20 protein-coding genes and 1 pseudogene are annotated in these 20825 nt (G+C 72.3%); 8 read left to right on the top strand and 13 right to left on the bottom strand.

Annotated features, from left to right (window positions below; genetic code table 11):
• Window positions 1–193: 193 nt before the first annotated feature.
• Together DVK07_RS07630 and DVK07_RS07625 are read right to left on the bottom strand one after the other, a co-directional pair.
• Complete coding sequence (locus DVK07_RS07630; RefSeq protein ID WP_121596497.1) at window positions 194–1852, bottom strand: DUF255 domain-containing protein; 1659 nt, start codon at window positions 1850–1852, stop codon at window positions 194–196.
• 200 nt (window positions 1853–2052) lie between these two features.
• Window positions 2053–2274: a hypothetical protein gene (locus DVK07_RS07625; RefSeq protein ID WP_121596566.1), complete on the bottom strand. Its 222-nt coding sequence runs from the start codon at window positions 2272–2274 to the stop codon at window positions 2053–2055.
• A 314-nt stretch (window positions 2275–2588) separates the two neighbouring features.
• On the opposite strand from DVK07_RS07625, the gene DVK07_RS07620 reads away from it, so the two are divergent.
• A complete protein-coding gene (locus tag DVK07_RS07620; protein WP_121596496.1) occupies window positions 2589–3686 on the top strand; it encodes an asparaginase in 1098 nt (365 codons plus the stop codon).
• Window positions 3687–3793: 107 nt separating this feature from the next.
• A pseudogene (locus tag DVK07_RS07615) lies at window positions 3794–4551 on the top strand (hypothetical protein); the annotation flags it as partial.
• Here the strand turns inward: DVK07_RS07615 and DVK07_RS07610 are convergent.
• The 9 genes from DVK07_RS07610 to cheB form a co-directional block, all read right to left on the bottom strand.
• Entirely contained in the window at window positions 4528–5808 is a 1281-nt protein-coding gene (locus tag DVK07_RS07610; RefSeq protein ID WP_121596494.1) for a carbohydrate kinase family protein, read from the bottom strand. The pseudogene DVK07_RS07615 and the gene DVK07_RS07610 overlap by 24 nt on opposite strands.
• Window positions 5805–6776, bottom strand: a complete 972-nt coding sequence (locus tag DVK07_RS07605) for a ribose 1,5-bisphosphate isomerase (RefSeq protein ID WP_121596493.1) — start codon at window positions 6774–6776, stop codon at window positions 5805–5807. The genes DVK07_RS07610 and DVK07_RS07605 overlap by 4 nt, the downstream gene beginning before the upstream one ends.
• A 60-nt stretch (window positions 6777–6836) precedes the next feature.
• Window positions 6837–7532, bottom strand: coding sequence for a class II aldolase/adducin family protein (locus tag DVK07_RS07600; protein WP_121596492.1), 696 nt, complete (start codon window positions 7530–7532; stop codon window positions 6837–6839).
• Window positions 7529–8242 (bottom strand): HAD family hydrolase, encoded by a 714-nt coding sequence (locus DVK07_RS07595; protein ID WP_121596491.1) that lies wholly within the window; start codon window positions 8240–8242, stop codon window positions 7529–7531. Before DVK07_RS07595 ends, DVK07_RS07600 begins: the two co-directional genes overlap by 4 nt.
• A gap of 84 nt (window positions 8243–8326) precedes the next feature.
• The gene (locus tag DVK07_RS07590) at window positions 8327–9199 is read right to left on the bottom strand and encodes a CheF family chemotaxis protein (RefSeq protein ID WP_121596490.1); all 873 of its coding nucleotides are present in this window, start codon (window positions 9197–9199) and stop codon (window positions 8327–8329) included.
• Window positions 9200–10414, bottom strand: a complete 1215-nt coding sequence (locus tag DVK07_RS07585) for a HEAT repeat domain-containing protein (RefSeq protein WP_121596489.1) — start codon at window positions 10412–10414, stop codon at window positions 9200–9202.
• Window positions 10414–11232, bottom strand: a complete 819-nt coding sequence (locus DVK07_RS07580; protein ID WP_121596488.1) for a protein-glutamate O-methyltransferase CheR — start codon at window positions 11230–11232, stop codon at window positions 10414–10416. The genes DVK07_RS07585 and DVK07_RS07580 overlap by 1 nt, the downstream gene beginning before the upstream one ends.
• Window positions 11229–13559 carry a chemotaxis protein CheA gene (locus DVK07_RS07575; RefSeq protein WP_121596487.1) on the bottom strand — a complete coding sequence of 777 codons (2331 nt, stop codon included), beginning with the start codon at window positions 13557–13559 and terminating at the stop codon, window positions 11229–11231. The genes DVK07_RS07580 and DVK07_RS07575 overlap by 4 nt, the downstream gene beginning before the upstream one ends.
• Window positions 13559–14665, bottom strand: a complete 1107-nt coding sequence (cheB, locus tag DVK07_RS07570) for a chemotaxis-specific protein-glutamate methyltransferase CheB (protein WP_121596486.1) — start codon at window positions 14663–14665, stop codon at window positions 13559–13561. Before cheB ends, DVK07_RS07575 begins: the two co-directional genes overlap by 1 nt.
• 102 nt (window positions 14666–14767) lie before the next feature.
• Here cheB and DVK07_RS07565 point away from each other — a divergent pair, with 102 nt between their 5' ends.
• From DVK07_RS07565 to DVK07_RS07550, 4 genes are all read left to right on the top strand, one after another.
• Window positions 14768–15241 carry a chemotaxis protein CheW gene (locus DVK07_RS07565; RefSeq protein ID WP_121596485.1) on the top strand — a complete coding sequence of 158 codons (474 nt, stop codon included), beginning with the start codon at window positions 14768–14770 and terminating at the stop codon, window positions 15239–15241.
• A gap of 113 nt (window positions 15242–15354) precedes the next feature.
• A complete protein-coding gene (locus DVK07_RS07560; protein ID WP_017343945.1) occupies window positions 15355–16050 on the top strand; it encodes an RAD55 family ATPase in 696 nt (231 codons plus the stop codon).
• Complete coding sequence (locus tag DVK07_RS07555) at window positions 16050–16442, top strand: hypothetical protein (RefSeq protein WP_121596484.1); 393 nt, start codon at window positions 16050–16052, stop codon at window positions 16440–16442. The genes DVK07_RS07560 and DVK07_RS07555 overlap by 1 nt, the downstream gene beginning before the upstream one ends.
• Window positions 16443–16485: 43 nt before the next feature.
• Complete coding sequence (locus tag DVK07_RS07550) at window positions 16486–17094, top strand: hypothetical protein (RefSeq protein WP_121596483.1); 609 nt, start codon at window positions 16486–16488, stop codon at window positions 17092–17094.
• 28 nt (window positions 17095–17122) lie between these two features.
• Here DVK07_RS07550 and DVK07_RS07545 read toward each other — a convergent pair whose 3' ends face one another.
• The gene (locus tag DVK07_RS07545) at window positions 17123–17713 is read right to left on the bottom strand and encodes a DUF6517 family protein (protein ID WP_121596482.1); all 591 of its coding nucleotides are present in this window, start codon (window positions 17711–17713) and stop codon (window positions 17123–17125) included.
• A gap of 129 nt (window positions 17714–17842) precedes the next feature.
• On the opposite strand from DVK07_RS07545, the gene glmM reads away from it, so the two are divergent.
• Together glmM and DVK07_RS07530 are read left to right on the top strand one after the other, a co-directional pair.
• Window positions 17843–19207: a phosphoglucosamine mutase gene (glmM, locus tag DVK07_RS07540; protein ID WP_121596481.1), complete on the top strand. Its 1365-nt coding sequence runs from the start codon at window positions 17843–17845 to the stop codon at window positions 19205–19207.
• A gap of 542 nt (window positions 19208–19749) precedes the next feature.
• Window positions 19750–20037, top strand: a complete 288-nt coding sequence (locus DVK07_RS07530; RefSeq protein ID WP_121596479.1) for a hypothetical protein — start codon at window positions 19750–19752, stop codon at window positions 20035–20037.
• An 88-nt stretch (window positions 20038–20125) separates the two neighbouring features.
• Here DVK07_RS07530 and DVK07_RS07525 read toward each other — a convergent pair whose 3' ends face one another.
• Complete coding sequence (locus DVK07_RS07525) at window positions 20126–20791, bottom strand: Sjogren's syndrome/scleroderma autoantigen 1 family protein (protein WP_121596478.1); 666 nt, start codon at window positions 20789–20791, stop codon at window positions 20126–20128.
• Between the last annotated feature and the right edge of the window lie 34 nt (window positions 20792–20825).

The following is a 20825-nucleotide window of genomic DNA, read 5'->3' as shown; positions in this document are numbered from 1 at the left end:
ATGCCGCGGCATCCGTATAAACGCGTCGCACGTTTACGATTCGGATCACCGCGCTCGGCGCACGCGCCGACGCCGACGCGATGCGACGGCGTCCGCCCCGACACGCTCCGGACGCTCGGGCGAGGGATCGGCGAGGCTCAGGCGAGGACGTCCCCGACGCGCTCCGGACGCTCGGGCGAGGGATCGGCGAGGCTCAGGCGAGGACGTCCCCGACGCGCTCCATCAACTCGTCCGGCGTTTCCGCCGGCTCCGAGGCGCCGTCGCCGGCGAGGACGACCGCCGTCCCCTCCGGGACCGTGCGCGGCGCGGGCGCGTCGGGCTCGTGGGCGTTCGGCGCGATCACCTTCTCGTGGTCGGCGACCCGCCACGCGGCGCGGTGGAGGTCGCTCCCGGGCTCGGTCCCGACCGCGATGACGGTCGTCCCGCGGAGGAGCCGCCCCGCGAGGCTCCCGTAGTCGGCGACCTGAACGCTCAGCCGGTCGGTGGCCCCGGCGAACGCCTCGGCGGTCTCGCGGGCGACCTCGCGGTAGCGCTCCTCGCCGGTGAGCGCCGCCAAGTCGAGCAGCGACGACGCCATCTCGACGTTGGCGTCGAGCGGGCGGAACGACCGGTCGAGCAGCCCCGGGCCCGAGCGCGGCCCGTCAACGAAGGAGCCGTCGACGCGGAGCCGGTCGATCGCCCGGTCCGCGACCGCGCGGGCGACGTCGGCGCCCTCGCCGCGCACGCCGGCCGCGCGGACGTACGCCCCGACGACGCGGGCGGCGTCCTCCAGCAGGTCGGTCTCGCCGGCGTCGTCGCTGCCGCGGTAATGGGTCACCGCGCCGCTCGCCGCGTCGATCAGATCGCGTTCCAGCCCGTCGAGGATCCGGTCGGCATACTCGCGGGCGCGCTCGTCGTCGGTGTAGGCGGCCACCGCGAGCAGCGCGTCCGCGGCGAGCGCGTTGCCGCCTGCGAACACGGTGAGGTCGCGTCGCGGCTCGTCCAGGTCCGCGCGGTCCTCGGCGGGCGCCGCGTAGTACGCCCGGCCGAGCCCGGGCCCGAGGCTGCCGCCGACGCCGTAGCCGGTCCAGAGCTCGTCGGTGAGGAAGGAGACGGCGTCGAGCGCGGGGTCGAGGTAGGCCTCGTCGCCGGTGTAGAGGAAGGCGTTGGCGAACGCGCGGGTGACGGCCGCGTTCGTGTCGAGCGGCTTCTCGTAGGCGACGTCGCCCCAGTCCGACGTGCCCGCGTACCGGAAGAACCCGCCGTCGACGTCGTCGGTGAGGTGGTCGCGGACCGCGTCGAGCGTCCGGAGCGCGCGGCTCCGGTCGCGCTTCAGCGCGAACTCGACGGTGCGGGAGAGCGGGAACTTCGCGTCCGTCCCCCAGCCGGCGTGCTCGGCGTCGTACTTCGCCTCCAGCTGGCCCGCCAGGTGGCTCTCGATCCCGTCCGTCAGCTCGCCGCGGGGCGGCAGGTCAGCGTCGAGCGCGCGGGGGACGCGCCCGGCCTCGCGGCCCTTGTCGACCCACATCTCTCGGACCGATTCGAGGACCTGCCGCATCCCGTCGACGTCGAGGTAGCCCGCGCCCGTCAGCAGTTTCCCCTCGGGGGTGAGGAAGGCGGTCGTCGGGAACCCGCCCATGTTGTACCGCTCGCGCACCCGCGGGCGGCGGTCGACGTCGACGCGGACGGGGACGAACCCCTCGTTGACGTTGGCCGCGATCCGCGGCTCCGCGTAGGTGATCGCGTCCATCTCGTGACAGCCCTCGCACCAGGTGGCCGACAGCGAGAGCAGCACCGGGCGGTCGCGCTCGTCGGCCTCGGCGAACGCCTCGGGGCCCCAGTCGCGCCACTCGACGCGGGTCTCGTCGCTCATACCCGCAGTCGGACCGGGGCGAGGGTAAGCGCTTCGAGAGCGGACCGCCGGGACGGGAAGCGAAGGGCCGCGGAGCGGGGACTGTAAGGGGAAAACGACGGGAGGAGGGCGGGAGGGCGAAGCGCCGGTGTCCACGCGACGCGTCGGCGTTCGGCCGGGCGGTTCGAGTCGGGCTTCGGCGAGCGGTCAGGCGCCGACGATCAGCGCTTGTAGTCGTGGCCGAGCGCGAGCGCGAGGGCGTTCGCGAACAGCAGGGCGACGAACAGCTGCCCGGTACCGCCGTCAAGGCCCGAGTACAGCAGGGCAGGGTACGTTGCGGGGATGGCGATGGCCGCCCAGAAGGCGGCGGCCTTGACGGTGCCGGTCATCAGCCCGGCGAGCCGTTCGCCGGAGGCGATCTGCGTGGGAGCGGGGGTTGACATGGACACTTCTCCGTACAACGAGGGACCACATATACCCCGCCGAGGGTTCGACGAATTTTACCACATTTCTCGACCGGTCGGGTCGTTTTAAAACGGCCGCAAAGACATTTTAACTGTTTATCGAGTCCGCTAATCCTTTGTTTCGGGATCAGCGGCGATCCGGCGGCCGCGGGGCGATTCGACCCATCGGGAGCGACCAGACCGCTGCGGACCGCCGACGATGGAGGCGGGCGACGGTCGGAGACCGACGGGCGCGGCGCGGAACGACTGCCGCGGCACCAACCGCTTTGTCCGTCGGGCGGCGAAGGAGGCACATGACCGAGACCGATCGCCGCGACCGACGCGAAGACCGGAGGGACCGAGACGGCGCCGTCCCGCGCGCCGACGGCGGGAAACCCCGGGTGGCGGTCGTCGCCTGCGGCGGCACAATCGCCTCGGAGCCGGGCGACGACGGCGCGGCCCCCGAGAAGACAGGCGACGACCTCGTCGAGGCGGTGCCGGCCGTGAGCGACCACGCGCGGGTGACGACCAGCGAGGTGTGCTCGCAGCCCGGCTTCGACGTGCGGTGGCGGGACGTGCTCGCGACCGCGGCCGCCGTGCGCGACGCGGTGGGGGAGGCCCCGGACGAGGTGAGCGAGAGCGCCGAGGGGGCGGCCGACGGCGTCGTCGTCACTCACGGGACGGACACGCTCGCGGACACCGCGTTCGCGCTGGACCTGCTCACCGACCTCGACGCCCCGATCGTCGTGACGGGGGCACAGCGTCGGCTCGACGAGCCCTCCAGCGACGTGCCCGCGAACCTCGCACTCGCCGTCCGGGCGGCCGCGGACGACCGGTTCTCTCGGGGGGTTCACGTCGCGTTCGACGACGAGCTCCACGCCGCACGCGACGTCGTGAAGGGCCACAGCAACGCGCTGTCGACGATGACCTCGCCGGGGACGGGACCGGTGGCGACGTTCACCCGCGCCGCCTCGCGGCTCGTCCGCGCGCCCGAGCGCGGCGTCGCGGTCGACCCGCTCGCGGACGCGATCGAAGGCCCCGCGGACGTGCCCGAAGTCCCGGTGGTCCACTCGGGGACCGGCGTCGGCGCGGGGACGCTCGACCGCGCGCTCGACGCGGGCGTCGGCGGAGTCGTCGTCGAGGGGACCGGCCTCGGCAACGTCGCCGGCGCGCTCGGCGACGCGATCGGCGAGGCGGTCGAGTCCGTGCCGGTCGTCGTCGCCGGCCGCCCGCCCGCCGGACCGACGGAGCCGGTGTACGGGACGCCGGGCGGCGCGGTCACGCTCGCGGACCACGGCGTGACGTTCGCCGGTGACCTGCCGGCCGCGAAGGCGCGCGTCGCGCTCGCGCTCGGCCTCGCCGCCGGCCTCGACGGCGAGGCGATCGAGGCGCTGTTCGCGCCGCCGGCGTAGCCGGCCGCAAACGCGCCGGATTCCCCCGGACCGGCCGCGGCGCGATTGGTGAGACGCGCGTTTGCGTCTACAGGAGACCCTTTTATATCGACCGCGTACCGGGAGGTATGACGCGTCTCACGCGACGAGCGGCCCTCCACGGCGTCGCCGCCGGCACCGCCGCCGCGCTCGCGGGGTGTACCGAGGCCGGCGTCCCCACGGACGAAAACGGAACCGACGGTGGCGACGGAGACGGCGGCGACAGCGACGGGGGCGACGAAAACGGCAACGATGGCGACGGCAGCGGCGGAACCGACGGCGAAGACGGCGCCGACGGCGCCGACGGTGACGGCACCGCAGACGGAGTGACGACGGCCGTCCAGCAGGTCGGTTCGGCCCTCTCGGGTCCGTCGTGGGACCGAACCGAGCGGCGCGGGATCTGCGTGCTTCTCACCGAGGAGGGCGACGGGGGATCGCTGTTCGACGACGCCCCGGAAGCGGTCCGCGCGTTCGTCGAGGAGACGGACTTCTCGGAGTCGGTCCTCTGTTACGTCGAGTCCGTCGGCCCCGACACCTGCCACGACGAGATCGCGTTCGAGGACGTCGGGACCGAGGACGGGACCCTGGTCGCGGACGCGACCGTGCCGGGCGCCGAGGGCGAGGACGTCGCCTGCGGACAGGCGATCACCTACCCGGCCGCGCTGCTCCGCGTCACGAGCGACCCGCTCCCCGACGCGGCGCGGCTCTCGGTCACCGACGGCTGGGGTGAGACCGGGACGGTGCGCGACGGCGACGATATCGAGTGACGGAGCGCGGCGTTTGCGAGCCCGAGCACCCGCGATCGATCCCCTCGTCGAACGCTTCAGGCCCGGACCTCGATGAGGAGGTCCGTCTCGGGCGACTCGCCCATCGTCTCGCGGACGCGGTCCCACGAGAGGTCGGTGCGCGCGGTGACCGACTCCGTGGCGACCGCGCCACAGGCGTTGCCGACGAGGATCGGCACCTGGTAGTCGCGCGGGTCGTGCGAGAACCCGTCGCCGGTGATCTCCGGCTCCCGGAGCGCGGCGGCGAGGAACCCGGCCGCGAAGGCGTCGCCCGCGCCGGCCGTGTCGACCGGGTCGACGTCGAACCCCGGGTGCGAGACGCTGCCGTGCGGCGTCCGCACCGTCGCGCCCTCGTCGCCGAGCTTGATCGCGACGACGCGGTCGTCCGGCTCCCACGGGTCCACGTCCGTCGCCGCCGCGAGCGCGTCGGCCTCGCGGTCGTTGAGGAAGAGCACGTCGCTCGCGTGGAGCGCGGCGTCGAACTCCCGGTCGGCGACGCGGCGCCCGGGGTCGAAGCTCCGCGTCGCGCCCGCCTCGGCGGCCGCGGTCGCGAGCGCCGCCGCGGTCTCGGGCTGCTGCCCGGTGAGGTGGAGGTGATCGGCGGCCGCGAGCGTGTCGCGGTCGAGCCCCGCCGCGGAGAACGACTCGTTTGCGCCGTCGTTCGCGAGCATGAGCAGCTCCCCCCCGCCGTCGACGATCACGTACTTCACCGAGGTGGGCTCGCTCGCGTCGACGAGCACCTGTCCGGGGTCGACGCCCGCCTTCGACAGCTCGCGCAGCGCCAGCGCGCCCGACTCGTCGCCGCCGACGCTGCCGTAGACGACCGACTGGCCGCCGAGGTCGACGAGCCCGACCGCGACGTTCGCGGCGCTGCCCCCGCCGGACTGTTCGAGCCGCTCGATCCGCGTCTCGCCGTCCGGCTCGGGCAGGCTGTCGACGTGGATCGTCACGTCCCAGTTGATGTGGCCCGCCGAGACGACCTTCGGCACGCGGTCGGCCTCGTCGGGGGTCAGGTCGGGGTCGCGGTCGACCGCGGGGTCGACCTCGTCGTCGTTGCCGCCGTCGTCGGCCCCGTCGCCGGGGTCGTCGGCGACGGTCCCTCGGGCGGCGGCGGCGCCGTCCTCGCCCGCATCGTTCCCGCCGTCCGCGTCCGCGTCGCTCCCGTCGTCGGGGGCGTCTCCCTCCCACTCGTCGACCTCGCGGTCCCACGCCGCGACGGTCTCGTCCCAGTCGTCGACGCCCTCGTCTCCGGGGTCGCCGTCGACCGAGGCGCCGTCGCCCGACGCGCTGTCCTCCGGAGCGCCGTCGCGCCCGCTCATGGCTCCGCCCACGGCTCGGCGGCGCCCTCGCCGAACAGCTCGCGCATCAGCGTCACGATACTCTCCGGGGGGAACTGCCCCTGCTCGGTGACGATCGCGTCCATGTACCGCGGCGGCGTCACGTCGAACGCGGGGTTCTCGACCGCGATGTCGCCGATCTCCTCGCGGGCCTCGGGGTCGATCACCTCGGCCTCGTCGCGCATCTCGATCTCGACGGTGTGGCCCGTCAGCGTCTCGGGATGGAGCTTGATCGTCTGGGCCGCGGTCATGATCGGGACGCCGCGCTCGCGGGCGTTGACCGCGAGCCCCGAGGTGCCGATCTTGTTGATCACGCCGCCGTCGGCGGCGATCGAGTCGGCGCCGACGACGACGTGGTCGACCTCGTCGAGGTAGCGCCGCGCCGCGGAGTCGACGATCAGCGTGACCGGTACCCCGGCCTCGCGGAGCTGTTCGGCGGTGATGTGGCCCTGCTGGCGCGGGCGCGTCTCCTTGACGACCGCCGAGATCGACTTCCCCTGCTCGACGGCGGCCTCGATGCACGCGAGGGCGTCGGTGGAGTGGCAGTGGGTCATCACTGTGTCTCCGTCGGCGAGGCGGTTCGCGCCCACCTGCCCGAGGTCCTCCTGCGCGCGGTCGAGCTGTTCGACGAACGCCTCGCTCGCGTCGACGACGCTCCGCCGGAGCCGATCGACGGAGTCGCCCTCCATCCGCTGGAGGACGTAGCGGAGGGCGTTCGGCAGCGACACCGCGGTCGGGCGCGTCTCGCGGAGGGTCCGCGCCGCGGCGCGCATCGACGCGCGGAACGCCTCGGGGTCGCTCGCGGTCGCGTCCGCCTCGGCCGCCGCCTCCGCCTGCTCGGCGAGCGCCTCGGCGGCCGCGGAGGCGATGGTGGCCGCGCCGCGGATCTCCATGGTCGCGATCGACTCGGCGGTCTCGCGGACCGCCGGCGCCGGCTCGGTGTCTGTCATACCGATCCGGTAGCCGCCCGTGTATTTATAAAACCGGCCGACTGTCGGCGATTCCCCTCCTCACTCCGCGTCGGGCTGCTGGCCGTAGCTCTCGAACCGCTCCTCCACCGTCGCCATCTGCTCGTCGGTGAGGACGTGCGGCTCGCCGACGGCGGACGCGCGCAGGTAGAGGCGGCAGATGTCCTCGACGTGGCGGGTGTTCTCCACCGCCGTCTCGATATCGGGGCCGGTCACCACGAGCCCGTGGTTCGCGAGGATCGCGGCGTCGGAGCCCGCCTCGGCCATCGCGGCCACGACGTTCGCCGCCAGCTCCTCGGTGCCGTACGGCGCGTAGTCCGCTAAGGGGACCTCCCGCCCCACGGCGGCGATCATGTAGTGGATCGGGGGAAGCTTCTGATGAAGCGTCGCCATCGTCGTCGCCCACGGCGAGTGGGTGTGGACGATCGCGCCCGGCCGGTCGTGTTGATAAATGCCCGTGTGCATCGGCACCTCGCTCGACGGCGCCATCCGCCCGGCGAGCCGCTCGCCCTCCAGCGACACCACGGGCACGTCGGCGGCGTCGAAGGAGTCGTAGGGGACGCCGGTGGGCGTGACCGCGACCGCGTCGCCGTCGCGGACGCTCAGGTTCCCGGTCCGGGCGGGCGTCAGGTCCGCGAGCGCGGGGGCGTACTCGACGACCGCCTCGCGCGCCTCCCGGAGGAGGTCGGGGTTCGCGTCGCTGCCGGTTCCGTCGCCCCGTGCGTCGTCGCGGGTCACGCCGCCACCTCCGTCAGGTCGGCGAGCGCGTCGAGCCGGCGGTCCGGCCGCTGCTCCTCGGAGAGCTCCGCGTCCGCCGGCGCCTCCCCGTCGGCGACGAACAGCGCCGAGTCGAGCCCGACGGCGTTCGCGCCGGCGACGTCGGTCTCGACGTTGTCGCCGACCGCCAGCGCCTCGCTCGGGCGGCGGTCCAGCTCGGCGAGGGCGCTCGTGAACGGGAGCGCGCTCGGCTTCTCGCGGCCCACCTCCTCGGAGGTGACGAGCAGGTCGATCCGGTCGTCGATCCCGAGGCGCACGAGCTTCCGCAGCTGGACCCGCGTCGTGAGGTTCGTCACGACCGCGACGTCGGTGCCGGCCGCGTCGAGGGCGTCGAGGACCGCCTCGACGCCGTCGCAGAGCGACATCTCCGCGAGGTAGCCGTTCCAGTAGGCGTCGCCGGCCGCCAGCGCGCCCGCGACGTCCGGCTCGCCGAGTCGCCGGTCCAGCCCGCGTTTGAAGTAGACGTGGCGGTTGTGGGAGGCCGCAGTGCCGCCGGTCTCGCGCTTCGTCTCCCGCCGCCCGGTCGCGTACAGGTCGTCGAACGCCGCGCGGTCTAAGTCGTACCCGCGCTCGCGGAGTGCGTCGAGCGCGGCCCGCTTGCCCGCCTCGTTACAGGGGGCGTACGGGTACAGCGTGTTGTCGAGGTCGAAAAGCACCGCCTCGTAGCTCATGAACCGACTCGGCGCGGCACCGACTTAAGCGTGATTCGACGCGCCGACGCCGGCGCGGGGTTGCCTTCGGGGAGCGAGGCCGCCCTACTGCTCGTTCATCGCCTCGCTGGCGATGTTGCGGCCGCGGGAGTTGAGCGCCACCTCGCGGCGGATCCGCACCTCCTCGACCACCTCGAGGTCGACCAGCCGCTCGAACGTCTCCTCGACGTCGTCGACGTCCATCCCGAGGAACGAGGGGATCTCGAACGGCGAGACGCCGGAGTACAGCGCCATCAGCACCTCCCGGTCGCGGCTGGAGAGGTCGACGTTCGTCGAACTGCGCTCCTCGCCCTTTCGCAGCCACGACTCGACGAACCGCATCCGGCTCGGGTCGCCCGCGACGTGCGTCTCGATGCTCGTCCCCTCGTCGTCGGTGTGCGACACCTCGATGACGGGCTTCTTCTCGCCGTTCACCGTGCGCTTCGCGGCGTCGAGCCCGCTGATGTCGTCGAGGTCGAACTTCACGAACGCGCCGCGCTCCAGGGCGGCGTTGAGCCCGTTCTCGTCGATCTTCACGCGGGCCTGCTCCCACTCGGTGTCCTGGACGACGCCGCCCTCGATCGCGGGGTGTTTCGCCATCACCGTCTTCTGGTCGAGCAGCGCGCGGTAGACGTCGCGCTCGAACGGCTCGTGGTCCTTGGCGGCGACGAGCAGCACCTGCTCGCCCAAATCGAAGCTCACGTAGTTGGAGACGCGCGCGACCGACTGGTTGGCGTCGTGACGGCCGCCGAGCCGTTCCAGTTTCGACAGCGGGACGGTCCGCTTCCCGTCGTTGCCGGCGAGGATGAGCCGTCGGTTCGAGAGCAGGACGCGGCCGGGCGTCCACGAGACGTCGCTCACCTTCCGGCCCTCGCGGACCGCGACCGCGAACTTCGCCTGCGTGTCGGTGATCTTGTACTCGCCCTCCTCTTGCGCCATTTACGGACCCCCCGCGCGCAGCTTCGAGACGGCCGAGAACACGCGCTTTCTGACGGCCTGGCTGTCGTCGTCGGCGTACTCTTCGAGGCGGTTCAGCGTCTCCTGCCCGCCGATCTGCCCGAGGACGAACACCGCCTTCGCGCGGGCGTCCTCCGGGTGTTCGGGGCCCAGCTTGTCGAGCAGGCGGTCCTCGACGACGGGGCCGCCGAGGCTCTTGAGGCTCGTGGCCGCGAACTGCGCGGTCTGCGGGTCGTCGTCCGCGAGCGCGTCCGCGAGCGCCTCCACCGCGGTCGCCGTATCCGGGTCCGCCACTCGGCCGAGGATCCACGCCGCGTTCCGGCGCTGGCGGGACTGCTGGCCGTCGGTGAGGATTTCGACGAGCGGCTCGACGACGGTCGCGTCGTCGGCCGCCTTCAGCTCCGAGACCACCTGGTCGCGGACCGCGTGGCTCTGCTGGGTCGGCACGTTCGAGAGCAGCTCGATCACCGAGTACACGGCCGCGTTGCGCACGACCGCGCTCTCGTCGCCGAGCGCCCGCGCGAGCGGCTCGACCGGCTCCGGCGTGCTCGCCTTCCCGAGCGCGCCGGCCGCGATCCGCCGGATCGACTCGTCGCCGTCACCGAGCAGTTCGAGCAGCGGGGAGAGGGCCTCGTCGGTCCCGATCGTTCCCAGCGCGTTCGCGGCGGCGCGGCGCACCCGCGGCTCCTCGTCGTCGAGCCGCTCGCGCAGCCCCGGAACCGCCCGCGCGTCGGCGTAGGTCCCGCAGGCCTGCGCCGCGCGGAGCCGGACGCGGGGGTCCTCGTCGTCGAGCGCGCCGACCAGGGGTTGGAGACCGCTCGCGTCGTCGAGGCGCCCGAGCGCGTTCGCCGCCGCCATCCGGAGCTCCGGTCGGTCGGCCTCCAGCGCGCGGGCGAACTTGCGCGCGGTGACCCACTCGGCCTCGGAGTCGCCCCCGCCGCCGGTGAGCTCCTCGAGGAGCTGTTCGAGCGCCGCCTCGCCGATCTCGTCGAGCGCGTCGACCGCCGCGCCGCGGACCTCGGGGTCGTCGTCCGTCGTCGCCGCGCGGAGCAGCCCGTCGACCGTCGGCTGGTCGCCCTCCTCGCCGATCTCGCCGAGGAACTCCGCGGCGCGCCGCCGGACGGCCGCGCTGTCGCTGCCGAGCGCGTCCCGGAGGCGCTCCGCGTTCCCGTCCCGAGCGTGCTGGTACAGCGACATCAGCGCCTCCCGAACACCCGCCGTCGCTTGTCGATCGGTTCGTAGCGGTCGGAGCGGTCCGGCGGAACGCTCTCGGTCATCCCCAACACGAGGACGCCGTCGTCCGCGAGCGACGCCTCCAGCGTGTCGAAGAGGGCGGCCTTGTGGTCGACGTCGATGTAGATCAGCAGGTTCCGACACAACACCACGTCGAAGGGGTCGCGGGCGCCGTCGCGGATCAGGTCGTGGGTCTCGAACTCGACGAGCCGGCGGGGCGCGTCCCTGACGCGGAACGTGTCCCCGTCGCGCTCGACGTAGCGGTCGGGGTCTGAGAGCGGCTCCAGCTCCTCGGCGATGTCGGTCGTCCGCGTCGTGTGGTAGACGCCCTTGCGGGCGTTGTCGAGCGCCTCCTCGCTGATGTCGGAGCCGAGCACCTCCACGCGCGACTCGTCTATCTCGGGGTCGTCGCAGGCCAACATCGCGACGGAGTACGGCTCGCGGCCGTCCGCCGACGGGGCCGACCAGACGCGGACGCGCCGCTGCTCCGCGGTCCGCTCGCGCAGCACGTCCCGGAGCACGTCCCACATCTCCGGGTTGCGGAAGAACTCGGTCACGTTGATCGTGAGCGCGTCCATCAGCGCCTGCCGCTCGTCGGCGTCCTCGCGGAGGATGCGCTCGTACTCCGCGTGCGACTCGGTGTCGCGCCGGCGCATCCGCGCCGTGATCCGGCGGTCGAGGTACGACTCGTTGTAGTACCCCGGCTCGAACGGGACCGTGTCGTCGATCTGCCGGAGGACGCCTTCGAACGCCGTCTCGCCGTCGTCCGCCGACCCGCTCATAGGCTCACCACGTCGAGCACGGCCACGACGTCCCCGTCGCCGAGGACGGCCGTGCCGCTGAGGCCCGGCGTCCCCGAGAGCGGGCCGTCGAGGGGTTTGACCACCACTTCCTCCTGGTCGAGCACGGCGTCGCAGTGGAGCGCGACCTGCCGCGTCTCCTCGCGGATCCGGACGAGCATCCCGTTGTCGGTCGAGTCCCCGCCGGACTCGTCGGTGGCGTCGCTCGTCGGGTCCGCCGGGACGAACCCGTCGTCACCCGGCTCGTCGGTCGCGACGCCGCCGTCGGCGGCGGGAGTCTCGTCGGCGGCCGCCTCGGCAGCGGACGCCTCCGCCGCGCCCGCGTCTATCTCGCCGAGGCGCTCGTTCAGCCGGATCACCGGGTAGAGGTCGTCCTCGTGTCTGACGACCTCGTCGCCGTGGACCTCCTCCACGTCGTCGGCGCGGGCGACCTCCGCGATCGATTTTATCGGAATGCCGTACTCCGTGCCGCCGACGTCGACGAACATCACCTTCACGATGGCGACGGTGACGGGGAGCCGGAACCGGACCGTCGTCCCCTCGCCGGGCTCGCTCTCGACGGACACGGAGCCGTCGAGGTCGCGCGCGGTCGTCCGGACCACGTCCATCCCGACGCCGCGGCCGGAGACGTCCGTGACCTCCTCGGCGGTGGAGAAGCCGGGGTGGAACACGAGGTCGTACACCTCGTCGTCCTCCATCGCGTCGACCGCCTCGCGGCTCTTGACGCCCTCGTCGACCGCCTTCTCGCGGAGCTGGTCCGGGTCGAGCCCGCCGCCGTCGTCGGCGACCTCGATGATAACGTGGTCGCGCTCGCGCTCGGCCGAGAGCTTGACGTGCCCGGTCGGGTCCTTCCCCGCGGCCTCGCGCTCCTCGGGCGGCTCGATCCCGTGGTCGACCGCGTTCCGCAGGACGTGCACGAGCGGGTCGCGCATCTCCGTGAGGATCGTGCGGTCGAGCTCCACGTCGTCGCCCTCGATCTCGAAGTCGATCCGCTTGTCGAGGTCCCGCGAGATGTCGCGGACGAGCCGCGGGAACGAGTCCGAGACCTGCGAGAACGGGATGAGCCGCATGTCCATCGCCGTGTCCTGCAGGCTGGAAGCGAGCTTGTCGAGCTCGTCTAAGGCGTCCGATTCCGCGTCCGTTCCCTCTATCTCCCGACGGAGCTTGATCCGGCTCGTCACCAGCTGCTCGACGAGCCCGTACAGCTCGTCGACCTGGTCGACGTCGACGCGGATCGACTTGATCTCGTCGCCGGACTTCGACTCCGACTTCGAGCCGGAGTCGTTCGACTTCTGGTCCGAATCGGTCGACCCCGAGTCCGAATCGGTCGACCCCGAGTCCGAACCGTCGGAGTCGGCGGCGTCGGAGTCGGCGTCCGACGGCTCGGGTGCGTCGGCCGCGTCGTCGGCCGGCTCCGGCTCGGCGCGCTCGGGGTCCGCGGGTTCGGCGGACTCGTCGTCGAACGCCGCGTCCGCATCGCCCGACTCGGCGCCCTCGTCGCTCGGTTCCGCGGCCGCGGCGTCGTCACCGCCGCCGACCGCGACCGCAGAGACCGCTTCGACCTGCGTGAGCGCCCGGAGCCCCTCGGCGACGACCTCGGGGTCGGCGCCGCCGACGAAGGCGTCGAACGACTCGTCGTACTCGCCGTCCTCTAAGGCCTCCGGCGCGGGGTCGGTCGCGTGGCCGTCGAACTGCTCGTCGAGCGCCTGGAGGACGAGCGCCGCGTCGACCCCCGGCATCTGCGCGTCGCCGATCGTCACGTCCGCGTACGCGACCGGGTCCGGGAGGTCGGCAGCCGCCGCGGGCGGCTCGGGGACGGAGACGTCGTCCTCGTCCGCGTCTGCGTCGTCGCGATCCCCTTCCTCGGGGCTATCGTCGGCGGATTCGTCGTCCGGGTCGGCGGCAGCCTCGTCCGCGGAGTCGCCCCCGACGGTGCCGTGCTCCTCCATCTCGCGCAGTCGCGATTCCAGATCGGAGGGGTCGGTCGACACCTCGCCGGTGTCGGCGATCTCCTCGACCATCGCCTCGACGGTGTCGACCCCCTCGAAGAGGAGGTCCATCAGCTCGGGCGTCACTTCCCGGTCGCCCTGCCGGACCGCGTCCAGCAGGTCTTCGAGCGCGTGCCCGAAGTCGGAGACGTCCTCGTACCCCATCGCCGCGGCGTTCCCCTTCAGGGTGTGGGCGACGCGGAACACGTCGTCCATCGCCTCGGTGTCCTCGGGGTCGGCCTCTAAGGCGAGCAGGGCGTTGTTGAGGTCGGTGATCCCGTCTTCCGCCTCGGCGACGAACGCGGCGCGGTGGGAGTCCATCAGGCCTCACCCCCCACTATCGCGCCGGCGACGTCGTCGAGGTCGTACACCGCGTCGACCCCGCCGGTCTCGACCGCGCGTTTCGGCATCCCGTAGATGACGCAGGTGTCCTCGCTCTGCGCCAGCGTGCGCGCCCCGGCGTCGGCCATCGCGCGGATCCCCTCGGCGGCGTCCGAGCCCATCCCGGTCAACACGACGCCGACGAGCGGGTCGTCGATCACCTCGGCCGCCGAGCGCATCGTCACGTCGGCGGCGGGGGTGACCGTGTGGGAGTCGTCGTCCTCGTCGAGCTTCACCCGGAGCCGCCCCGAACGGTAGCTGTCGATCAGCGTGTGGCTCCCGCCGCGGGCGACGAGCACCTCCCCCGCGCCGATCCGCGCGCCGTCGCTCGCCTCGCGCACGTCGTACGCGGAGGCGGCGTCGAGCCGGTCCGCGAACCGCGAGGTGAACGCCTCCGGCATGTGCTGGACGACCACCACGCGGCAGTCCGCCATCGGCAGCGCCGACAGCACGCGCTCGACCGCGTTCGGCCCGCCGGTCGACGCCGCGATCACGACGGTCAGCGGCCCGTCGACGTCCGCCGCGTCCGCGCCGGCACCGGGGTCGCCGCCGGACTCGCTCGACCGCGACGCCGCGGCGCTCGGGTCGTCGCGCTCGCGGGTCGCGGCGTCGAGGTCGGCGCCCGCGACCGAGCGCACCGCCTCGACGAGGCGCTCCGACTCCCGCGAGACGCCGGTCGACACCTCGCCGCCGGGCTTCGCGAAGAAGTCGACCGCCCCGCGGTCCAGCGCCTCGAAGGTGACCTCCGCGCCCTCGTCGGTGTGCGCCGACAGCATCAACACCGGCGTCGGCGTCTCCTCCATCAGTCGCTCGACGGCTTCGAGCCCGCCCATCCCGGGCATCTCGACGTCCATCGTCACGACGTCGGGGCGCGTCTCGGCGACCACCGAGAGCGCCTCCTCCCCGTCCCCCGCCTCGCCGACGACCGTGACCCCGGCGTCGCTCAGGAGGTCGCCTATCAGTCCCCGCATGAACGGCGAGTCGTCGACGACCACCACCCGCGGCGACCCGTCCCGACCGCCGCGCCGATCCGTCGTCCTGCTCATGTCTCACGGCGGGCGCAGAATCAGCATAAATCCACGGACCCAGTAATCACCCCTGATAATTCAGGGGACACGATTATTTGTCGGTTCGCCGCAGCTACGGGCATGGCAGCAACAGAGGCGGAGGCCGAGCCGACCAAGGTGCTGGAGTTCGGGCTGGGCGACGGGACGTACTGTCTGGACATCGGCGTCATCGACGAGATCGTCGACGCCGGCGAGCTCACGCGGATCCCCAACTCGCCGGACCACGTCGAGGGCGTGATGGACCTCCGCGGCCGGACGACGACGATCGTCGACCCGAAGACGGTGTTCGACATCGACGAGGACGGCCCGCGCGAGCGGATCGTCGTCTTCGACGACGCCGAGATCGACGAGGGCGGAACGGTCGGCTGGATGGTCGACGAGGTGTTCCAGGTCCGCGACGTCTCGCCCGAGGACGTCGACCAGGGCACGACGGTCGAGGACGAGGGCGTCCGCGGCATCGTCAAGTCCGACGACCGGTTCGTCGTCTGGGTCTCGCCCGACGTCGACGACGCGCTCGCCGCCGAACTCGACGACGTCGAGGCCGCGGAGGCGTAGTCGGGAGGAGGGGCCGCCTCCGGTTCGGCGCGGGACGCTCGCGGACCGCGTCGGTTCTCACCCGTGAGAACCGGGTGCCAACGCTTATCAGCCGTCCGACGGGTTTCCCACGTATGCGCGTCTCAAGCGGCGTCCCGGGGTTCGACGGCCTCGTCGACGGCGGGTTCCCCGAGAACCGCCTCTACGTGGTCAGCGGTCCGCCCGGGAGCGGCAAAACGACCTTCTGTTCGCAGTTCGCGGCCCAGGGCGCCCGGAACGGGGAGGACGTCCTCTACATCAGCATGCACGAGACCAAGGAGGGGATCCGCGAGGACATGAGCGGCTACGACTTCGGGTTCGACCGCGCGCTCGACTCCGACCGCGTCACCTTCCTCGACTCCTTCTCGTCGGACGGCCGGCGCTTCTTCGGGCTCCCGGGCGACCGCCGCGACCGCTCGGGCGTCACCAACCGCCTCACCGGGTTCATCAACTCCCGCGACATCGACCGGGTCGTCTTCGACTCGACGATGCTGTTGCGGTTCCTCCTCGACGACGACGAGGACACGATGATCCAGCTGCTCTCCTCGCTGAAGCGGACCGACGCCACGACGCTCCTGATCTCCGAGATGACCGACCCGAGCGCCTACTCCGAGGAGCACTACCTCGCACACGGCGTCGTCTTTATGCACAACTACCTCGAAGACGAGGGGATGCAGCGCGGGGTTCAGGTGCTGAAGATGCGGGGGACGAACGTCGACACCGACATCCAAGACGTGGAGTTCACCGACGGCGGGCTCCGCGTCGGCTCGGCCGCGACGGTGACGCACTGATGTACGACCGCACGTTCGGCACGGAGTGGGACGACCTCACCCGCGAGGAGGCCGTCGAGCGCGCCTTCGCGCTCGGCGTCGCGGCCGGCGTCGACAGCGCCCGGCCGGATGAGCTCGACCGCGTGCTGGAGGCGTTCCCGGGGAGCTACGACCGGAGCATCGTGGAGCTGGCGTACGACGAGGGGCGGACGAAGGCGCTGGAGGCGAAGGCGGAGCGCGACGACCCCGACGACGACGAGGTCTGGTCCTCGCTCGTCGACGGCGCCGGGGAGCCGCGCGAGTCCCCGGTGCCCGCCGCGCTCCCCGGTGCGATACGCGAACTGACACTGACCGACGGGCCGCGGGAGGGGCCGCCGTCGTCGCTCGACCTCCCCTCCATGCTCCGAAAGTGATCCCTCGGAAGGGTTTTACCCGACACCCTCTCACGTTTTCACCATGACCGCGCTTCCCGACGCTGTCCGCGGTGCCGACAGCGTCCTCATCAGCGGTCCCCCGATGAGCGGGAAGTACGACCTGTTCAACCGGCTGCTCGCGGCGTGGTCCGACGGCCCGGTCGTCATCTCGACGGGCCGGACCGCGGAGAAGGTCCGCGGCGACTACGAGGAGCTGACGGGCGGCGACGGCGACGACGTCGTCGTCATCGACTGCGTCACCCACGAGCAGGGCGACAAGCGCGAGGACACGCCGACGACCAAGTACGTCGCCAGCGCGGGCAACCTCACCGACATCGGGATCAAGTTCACCGACATCGTCGAGTCATCCGCCGGCCGGGACCGCGCGGTCGGCGTCTACTCGCTCTCGCAGCTGCTGATGTACTGGGACCCCGAGCGCATCTACCGGTTCACCCGCGTGATGACCTCCCAGACATCCGGCGAGGGGTGGCCGTTCGTCGGCGTCGTCGGCTCGACCGCCCACGACGAGCAGGTCGTCCACACGCTCCACGAGCCGTTCGAGGTCGTCGTCGAGACGCGCGTCGACGACGACGACCGGGAGTTCCGGGTCCGCGGCCGCGTCGGACAGCCCTCCGACTGGCAGCCGTTCTGAGTCCTCGCGCGCGGCGCGAGACGGCTGCTCACCCGACCAGTTCGAACTCCGCGCCGATCGGCGGCGCGTCGACGAGCCCCCAGTAGACGAACCGGTAGGTCCCGGCGCCGAGCGGCGGGCAGACCGACAGGTCGACGCCGTCGACCGCGTCGGCGATCCCCGACTCGGTCAGCGTGATGTCCCACGAGTACGCCGAGCTCGTGCCGAGCGACGCCTCTTCCCGGGGGAGTTCGACGGCCTCGCCGGTCGTCGACCCGCGGACGTCGAGCCACCCCTCGCCCGTCTCGCGCTGGAGCGAGTAGGCGGACTCCCCGAGCGTGGGCGTCGGGGCGCCGCCGGTGTTCCGGAGGACGAGTCGGAGCGACTGGCCGTACGTCTCGCTCGTCCCCTCGGTGGAGAGCTCCACGGTCGTCTCGCCCGTCTCGACGCGGGTCTCCGTGACCGACGCCTCGAACGGCCGATCGAGGCGGACGAACCCCTCGTCCTCGCAGGTCAGCGTCGCCGGCGTCCCCTCGGGGCCCTGCGGCCCGTCGCCCGCGGCGAAGTCGAGGCAGCCCGCCGCCGCGACCGAGAGGGCGAGCGCGCCCCCGGCGAGCGCGTCGCGTCGCGTGTGGTCCATACGGGGCGAACGGGCGCCACCGGCATGAACCGCACGCGTCGTCGCGGGCCCGGCGCGGGCGTGTCCCTCCGCCGACACGTCGCCGAGCGGTTCGGAACCGCTTTCCCCTCGGCCGGCGGATGGCCTCGCATGGAGCTGTTCGGATCGAGCGGCATCCGCGGGGTCGCGCTGCGGTACCTCACGCCCGCGCTCGTCCTCGACATCGCGAAGGCGGCCGGGACGGTGTGGGACGCCGACCGCGTCGCCGTCGCTCGCGACACGCGAACGACCGGCGAGCTGTTCGCGAACGCCGCCGCGAGCGGGCTCGCCGCGGTCGGCTGCGACGTCGACCGACTCGGCGTCGTCCCCACGCCCGCGGTCGGAAACTACTGCGAGTCGGCGGGGGTGCCCGCCGTCCTCGTCACCGCGTCGCACAACCCGCCGGAGTTCAACGGGATCAAGCTCGTCGGCGACGACGGCGTGGAACTCTCCGTCGACGTGTTGGAGCGGATCGAGCGGCGCGTCCTCGACGACGAGTACGACCACGCCGACTGGCGGGCGGCCGGCGCGACGACGCCCGTCGAGGGCGCCGTCGACGACTACGTCGACCAGCTGATCGCCGCGGTCGACCGCGGGGCGATCGCCGACGCCGACCTCACGGTCGCGGTCGACCCCGGCCACGGCGCGGCCTCGGTCGCGTCCCCCCGGATCTACCGCGAACTCGGCTGCGAGGTGCTGACGGTGAACGCGACGCCGGACGGCCACTTCCCCGGCCGCGACTCGGAGCCGGTCCCGGAGAACCTCGCGGACCTCCGGCGGCTCGTCGCGACCTCCGACGCCGACGTGGGGATCGCGCACGACGGCGACGCCGACCGCGCGGTCTTCGTCGACGAGGACGGCGAGTTCGTCGACGGCGACACCTCCTTCGCCGCGATGGCCGACGCCTGCCTCGAACCGGGCGACGCGGTCGTCAGCGCGGTCAACGTCTCCCAGCGGCTCGTCGACGTCTGCGCCGCCAACGACGCCGACCTCGAACTGACGCCCATCGGCGCGACGAACATCATCACCCGCACCCGCGAGTTCCACGAGGAGGGAGTCAACGTCCCGGTCGCGGGCGAGGGCAACGGCGGCGTCTTCTTCCCGCCGTACCGGCTCTCGCGCGACGGCGCGTACATCGGCGCGCGGTTCCTCGAACTGCTCGCCGACGCCGGCGGCGCGCCCGTCAGCGAGGTCGTCGCGCCGTACAGCGACTACCACTTCGTGCGGGCGAACGTGGAGTACGCGGACGACGACGAGCGCGACGAGATGCTCTCGGCGGCCCGCGCCTACGTCGAGACCGCCGACGCGGAGCCGAACACGACCGACGGCTACCGCCTCGACTACGGCGACGCGTGGGTGCTCGTCCGCCCCTCCGGCACCGAGCCGAAGATCCGGATCTACGCCGAGTCCGCCGACGCCGAGCGCGCCGAGCGGCTCGCCCAAGACATGCGCGTCGCCGTCGAGAGCGGACGATAGCGCCGACCTATTTATAAATAACCGGTGCGGTGGCGCGTGCCTGCGAGCGGCCGCCTTCGGCGGCCGCGAGTCAGCACGCGCGAGGGAGTCGGGCGCTCCGAGGGCGACCGAAGGGAGCCCGAAGGACGCGCCCGACGAGGCTGGGGAGGCGTGAGGCTGCGGTGCGGTCGCGGTCGGGCGGGGCTCAAAGGGGCAGCCGGGAGGCGGGCGCAGGCGACGCAAGCACCGCAGGGAGCGAACGAAGTGAGCGACCGAGGAGCGCAGCGAGCGTGCGCCCGCCTCCCGGCTGGGGCTTTGGCGGTGTTCTCTGTCGATCCACAGTTAGCCGTTTATAAGCGAGTGGCTGTGGCTTTGGCGGCGTTCACCGGCGATCCGACTCAGTCGTTTATAAGCAATCAGTTGAGAATTCGATCATTCTCTCGGCGTGTCCGGTTCGTGTGCCGACGGATCAGTTCACCTCGCTCGGCGGGCAGCACGAGACTGACAGGAAATTTATACGTACCGATACTAATATATTAACTCGATATGTAGTAACTGTCATCGTGACCACCGCGAAGCCTGACCGCTCGTCGTCCCTCGCCCAGACCGATCCGGACCCGTCGCCCGAACTCCTGAACGCGCTCGAAAGCGATACGGAGACGGTCACCGGCGCTATCGCCGCCGGGACCGTGACGCTGGAGGAAGTCGATCAGTTCGTCCGGCGCGCGGAGCGCGGCGAGATCGACAGCGAGGCGAACCTCGACGCGGTCGTCCGGATCGTCCACGCGCTGTTACGCGACGAGCCGAGCTGGGCGAACATGGAGCCGGCCGGCTCGCCGGTTCGGGCCTGACGCCGCCGCGACCGAAGCGAGTCTGCCGTCTCTCGTTTTCTGTCTTTTCCGTCTCCCGATTATGTTCCAGGCGCCGCCCCGCCGCCGATTACCGATTCAGCGCCGCGAGCGCCTCGGCCGCCTCGCGGGCCGCTTCGAGGTGGTCACGGGCGCGCCGCGGGTCGTCCGTCTCCTCGGCGGCGCGGGCGAAGCGCGTCAGCGTCCGCGTGAGCGACGCGTGAGCGACGTCGACGCCCTCGGCGTCGTCGGCCGACCGCGACGGGACCGACTGCTGCGACCCGGACCGCTGCGACGACGACCTCCGTGGCGACGCCGACTCCTGCGACGGTGTCGATCCCTGCGGGGCCGCGGTCGGCGGGGACGACTGCGACCGGACCGATTCGTTCGCGCCGGCGTCGACCGCGCCGTCGACGCTCTCGGCGTCCGCGTCGGCCGACGTTCCGGACTCGACGGCGGGAGCGTCGCCCGAGTCGGCCGAAGCCCCGTCCGCCTCGGCCGAATTCCGACTTACCTCGGCCGGAGCCTCGTTCGCCTCGGCCGCGCCCCCGGCCTCGTTCCCGCAGGTGGGACAGAACTCGCGGCCGTCGTACCGGAAGATGGGGTCACCGCACTCCCCGCAGTGGCGGTTCGTCATCGTCGCGCCCTTCAGGAGGAGTTCGGACATCTGCTGGGTATGCTCGCGCTTCTCCTCGTCTTCCGCGAACTTCTCGCGGAGCTTCTCTCGTTCCGCCTCCTTGTCGAAGCCGTCGCTCATGGGCGGACGAACGTGGTTCGCGGGCAAAAGTCCG

Source organism: Halorubrum sp. Atlit-26R (genome assembly GCF_003666015.1).
Taxonomy (GTDB): domain Archaea; phylum Halobacteriota; class Halobacteria; order Halobacteriales; family Haloferacaceae; genus Halorubrum.
This window is presented reverse-complemented; position numbering and strand designations above follow the sequence as displayed.

Bases quoted from the DNA above. Each gene is read 5' to 3' on its own strand.
- DVK07_RS07575 (WP_121596487.1), bottom strand. From the start codon at position 13,559: ATGGACTCCCACCGCGCCGCGTTCGTCGCCGAGGCGGAAGACGGGATC.
- cheB (WP_121596486.1), bottom strand. From the start codon at position 14,665: ATGAGCAGGACGACGGATCGGCGCGGCGGTCGGGACGGGTCGCCGCGG.
- DVK07_RS07580 (WP_121596488.1), bottom strand. From the start codon at position 11,232: ATGAGCGGGTCGGCGGACGACGGCGAGACGGCGTTCGAAGGCGTCCTC.
- DVK07_RS07550 (WP_121596483.1), top strand. From the start codon at position 16,486: ATGACCGCGCTTCCCGACGCTGTCCGCGGTGCCGACAGCGTCCTCATC.
- DVK07_RS07610 (WP_121596494.1), bottom strand. From the start codon at position 5,808: ATGAGCGGGCGCGACGGCGCTCCGGAGGACAGCGCGTCGGGCGACGGC.
- DVK07_RS07605 (WP_121596493.1), bottom strand. From the start codon at position 6,776: ATGACAGACACCGAGCCGGCGCCGGCGGTCCGCGAGACCGCCGAGTCG.
- glmM (WP_121596481.1), top strand. From the start codon at position 17,843: ATGGAGCTGTTCGGATCGAGCGGCATCCGCGGGGTCGCGCTGCGGTAC.
- DVK07_RS07590 (WP_121596490.1), bottom strand. From the start codon at position 9,199: ATGGCGCAAGAGGAGGGCGAGTACAAGATCACCGACACGCAGGCGAAG.
- DVK07_RS07630 (WP_121596497.1), bottom strand. From the start codon at position 1,852: ATGAGCGACGAGACCCGCGTCGAGTGGCGCGACTGGGGCCCCGAGGCG.
- DVK07_RS07565 (WP_121596485.1), top strand. From the start codon at position 14,768: ATGGCAGCAACAGAGGCGGAGGCCGAGCCGACCAAGGTGCTGGAGTTC.
- DVK07_RS07560 (WP_017343945.1), top strand. From the start codon at position 15,355: ATGCGCGTCTCAAGCGGCGTCCCGGGGTTCGACGGCCTCGTCGACGGC.
- DVK07_RS07545 (WP_121596482.1), bottom strand. From the start codon at position 17,713: ATGGACCACACGCGACGCGACGCGCTCGCCGGGGGCGCGCTCGCCCTC.
- DVK07_RS07625 (WP_121596566.1), bottom strand. From the start codon at position 2,274: ATGTCAACCCCCGCTCCCACGCAGATCGCCTCCGGCGAACGGCTCGCC.
- DVK07_RS07620 (WP_121596496.1), top strand. From the start codon at position 2,589: ATGACCGAGACCGATCGCCGCGACCGACGCGAAGACCGGAGGGACCGA.
- DVK07_RS07585 (WP_121596489.1), bottom strand. From the start codon at position 10,414: ATGTCGCTGTACCAGCACGCTCGGGACGGGAACGCGGAGCGCCTCCGG.
- DVK07_RS07555 (WP_121596484.1), top strand. From the start codon at position 16,050: ATGTACGACCGCACGTTCGGCACGGAGTGGGACGACCTCACCCGCGAG.
- DVK07_RS07595 (WP_121596491.1), bottom strand. From the start codon at position 8,242: ATGAGCTACGAGGCGGTGCTTTTCGACCTCGACAACACGCTGTACCCG.
- DVK07_RS07525 (WP_121596478.1), bottom strand. From the start codon at position 20,791: ATGAGCGACGGCTTCGACAAGGAGGCGGAACGAGAGAAGCTCCGCGAG.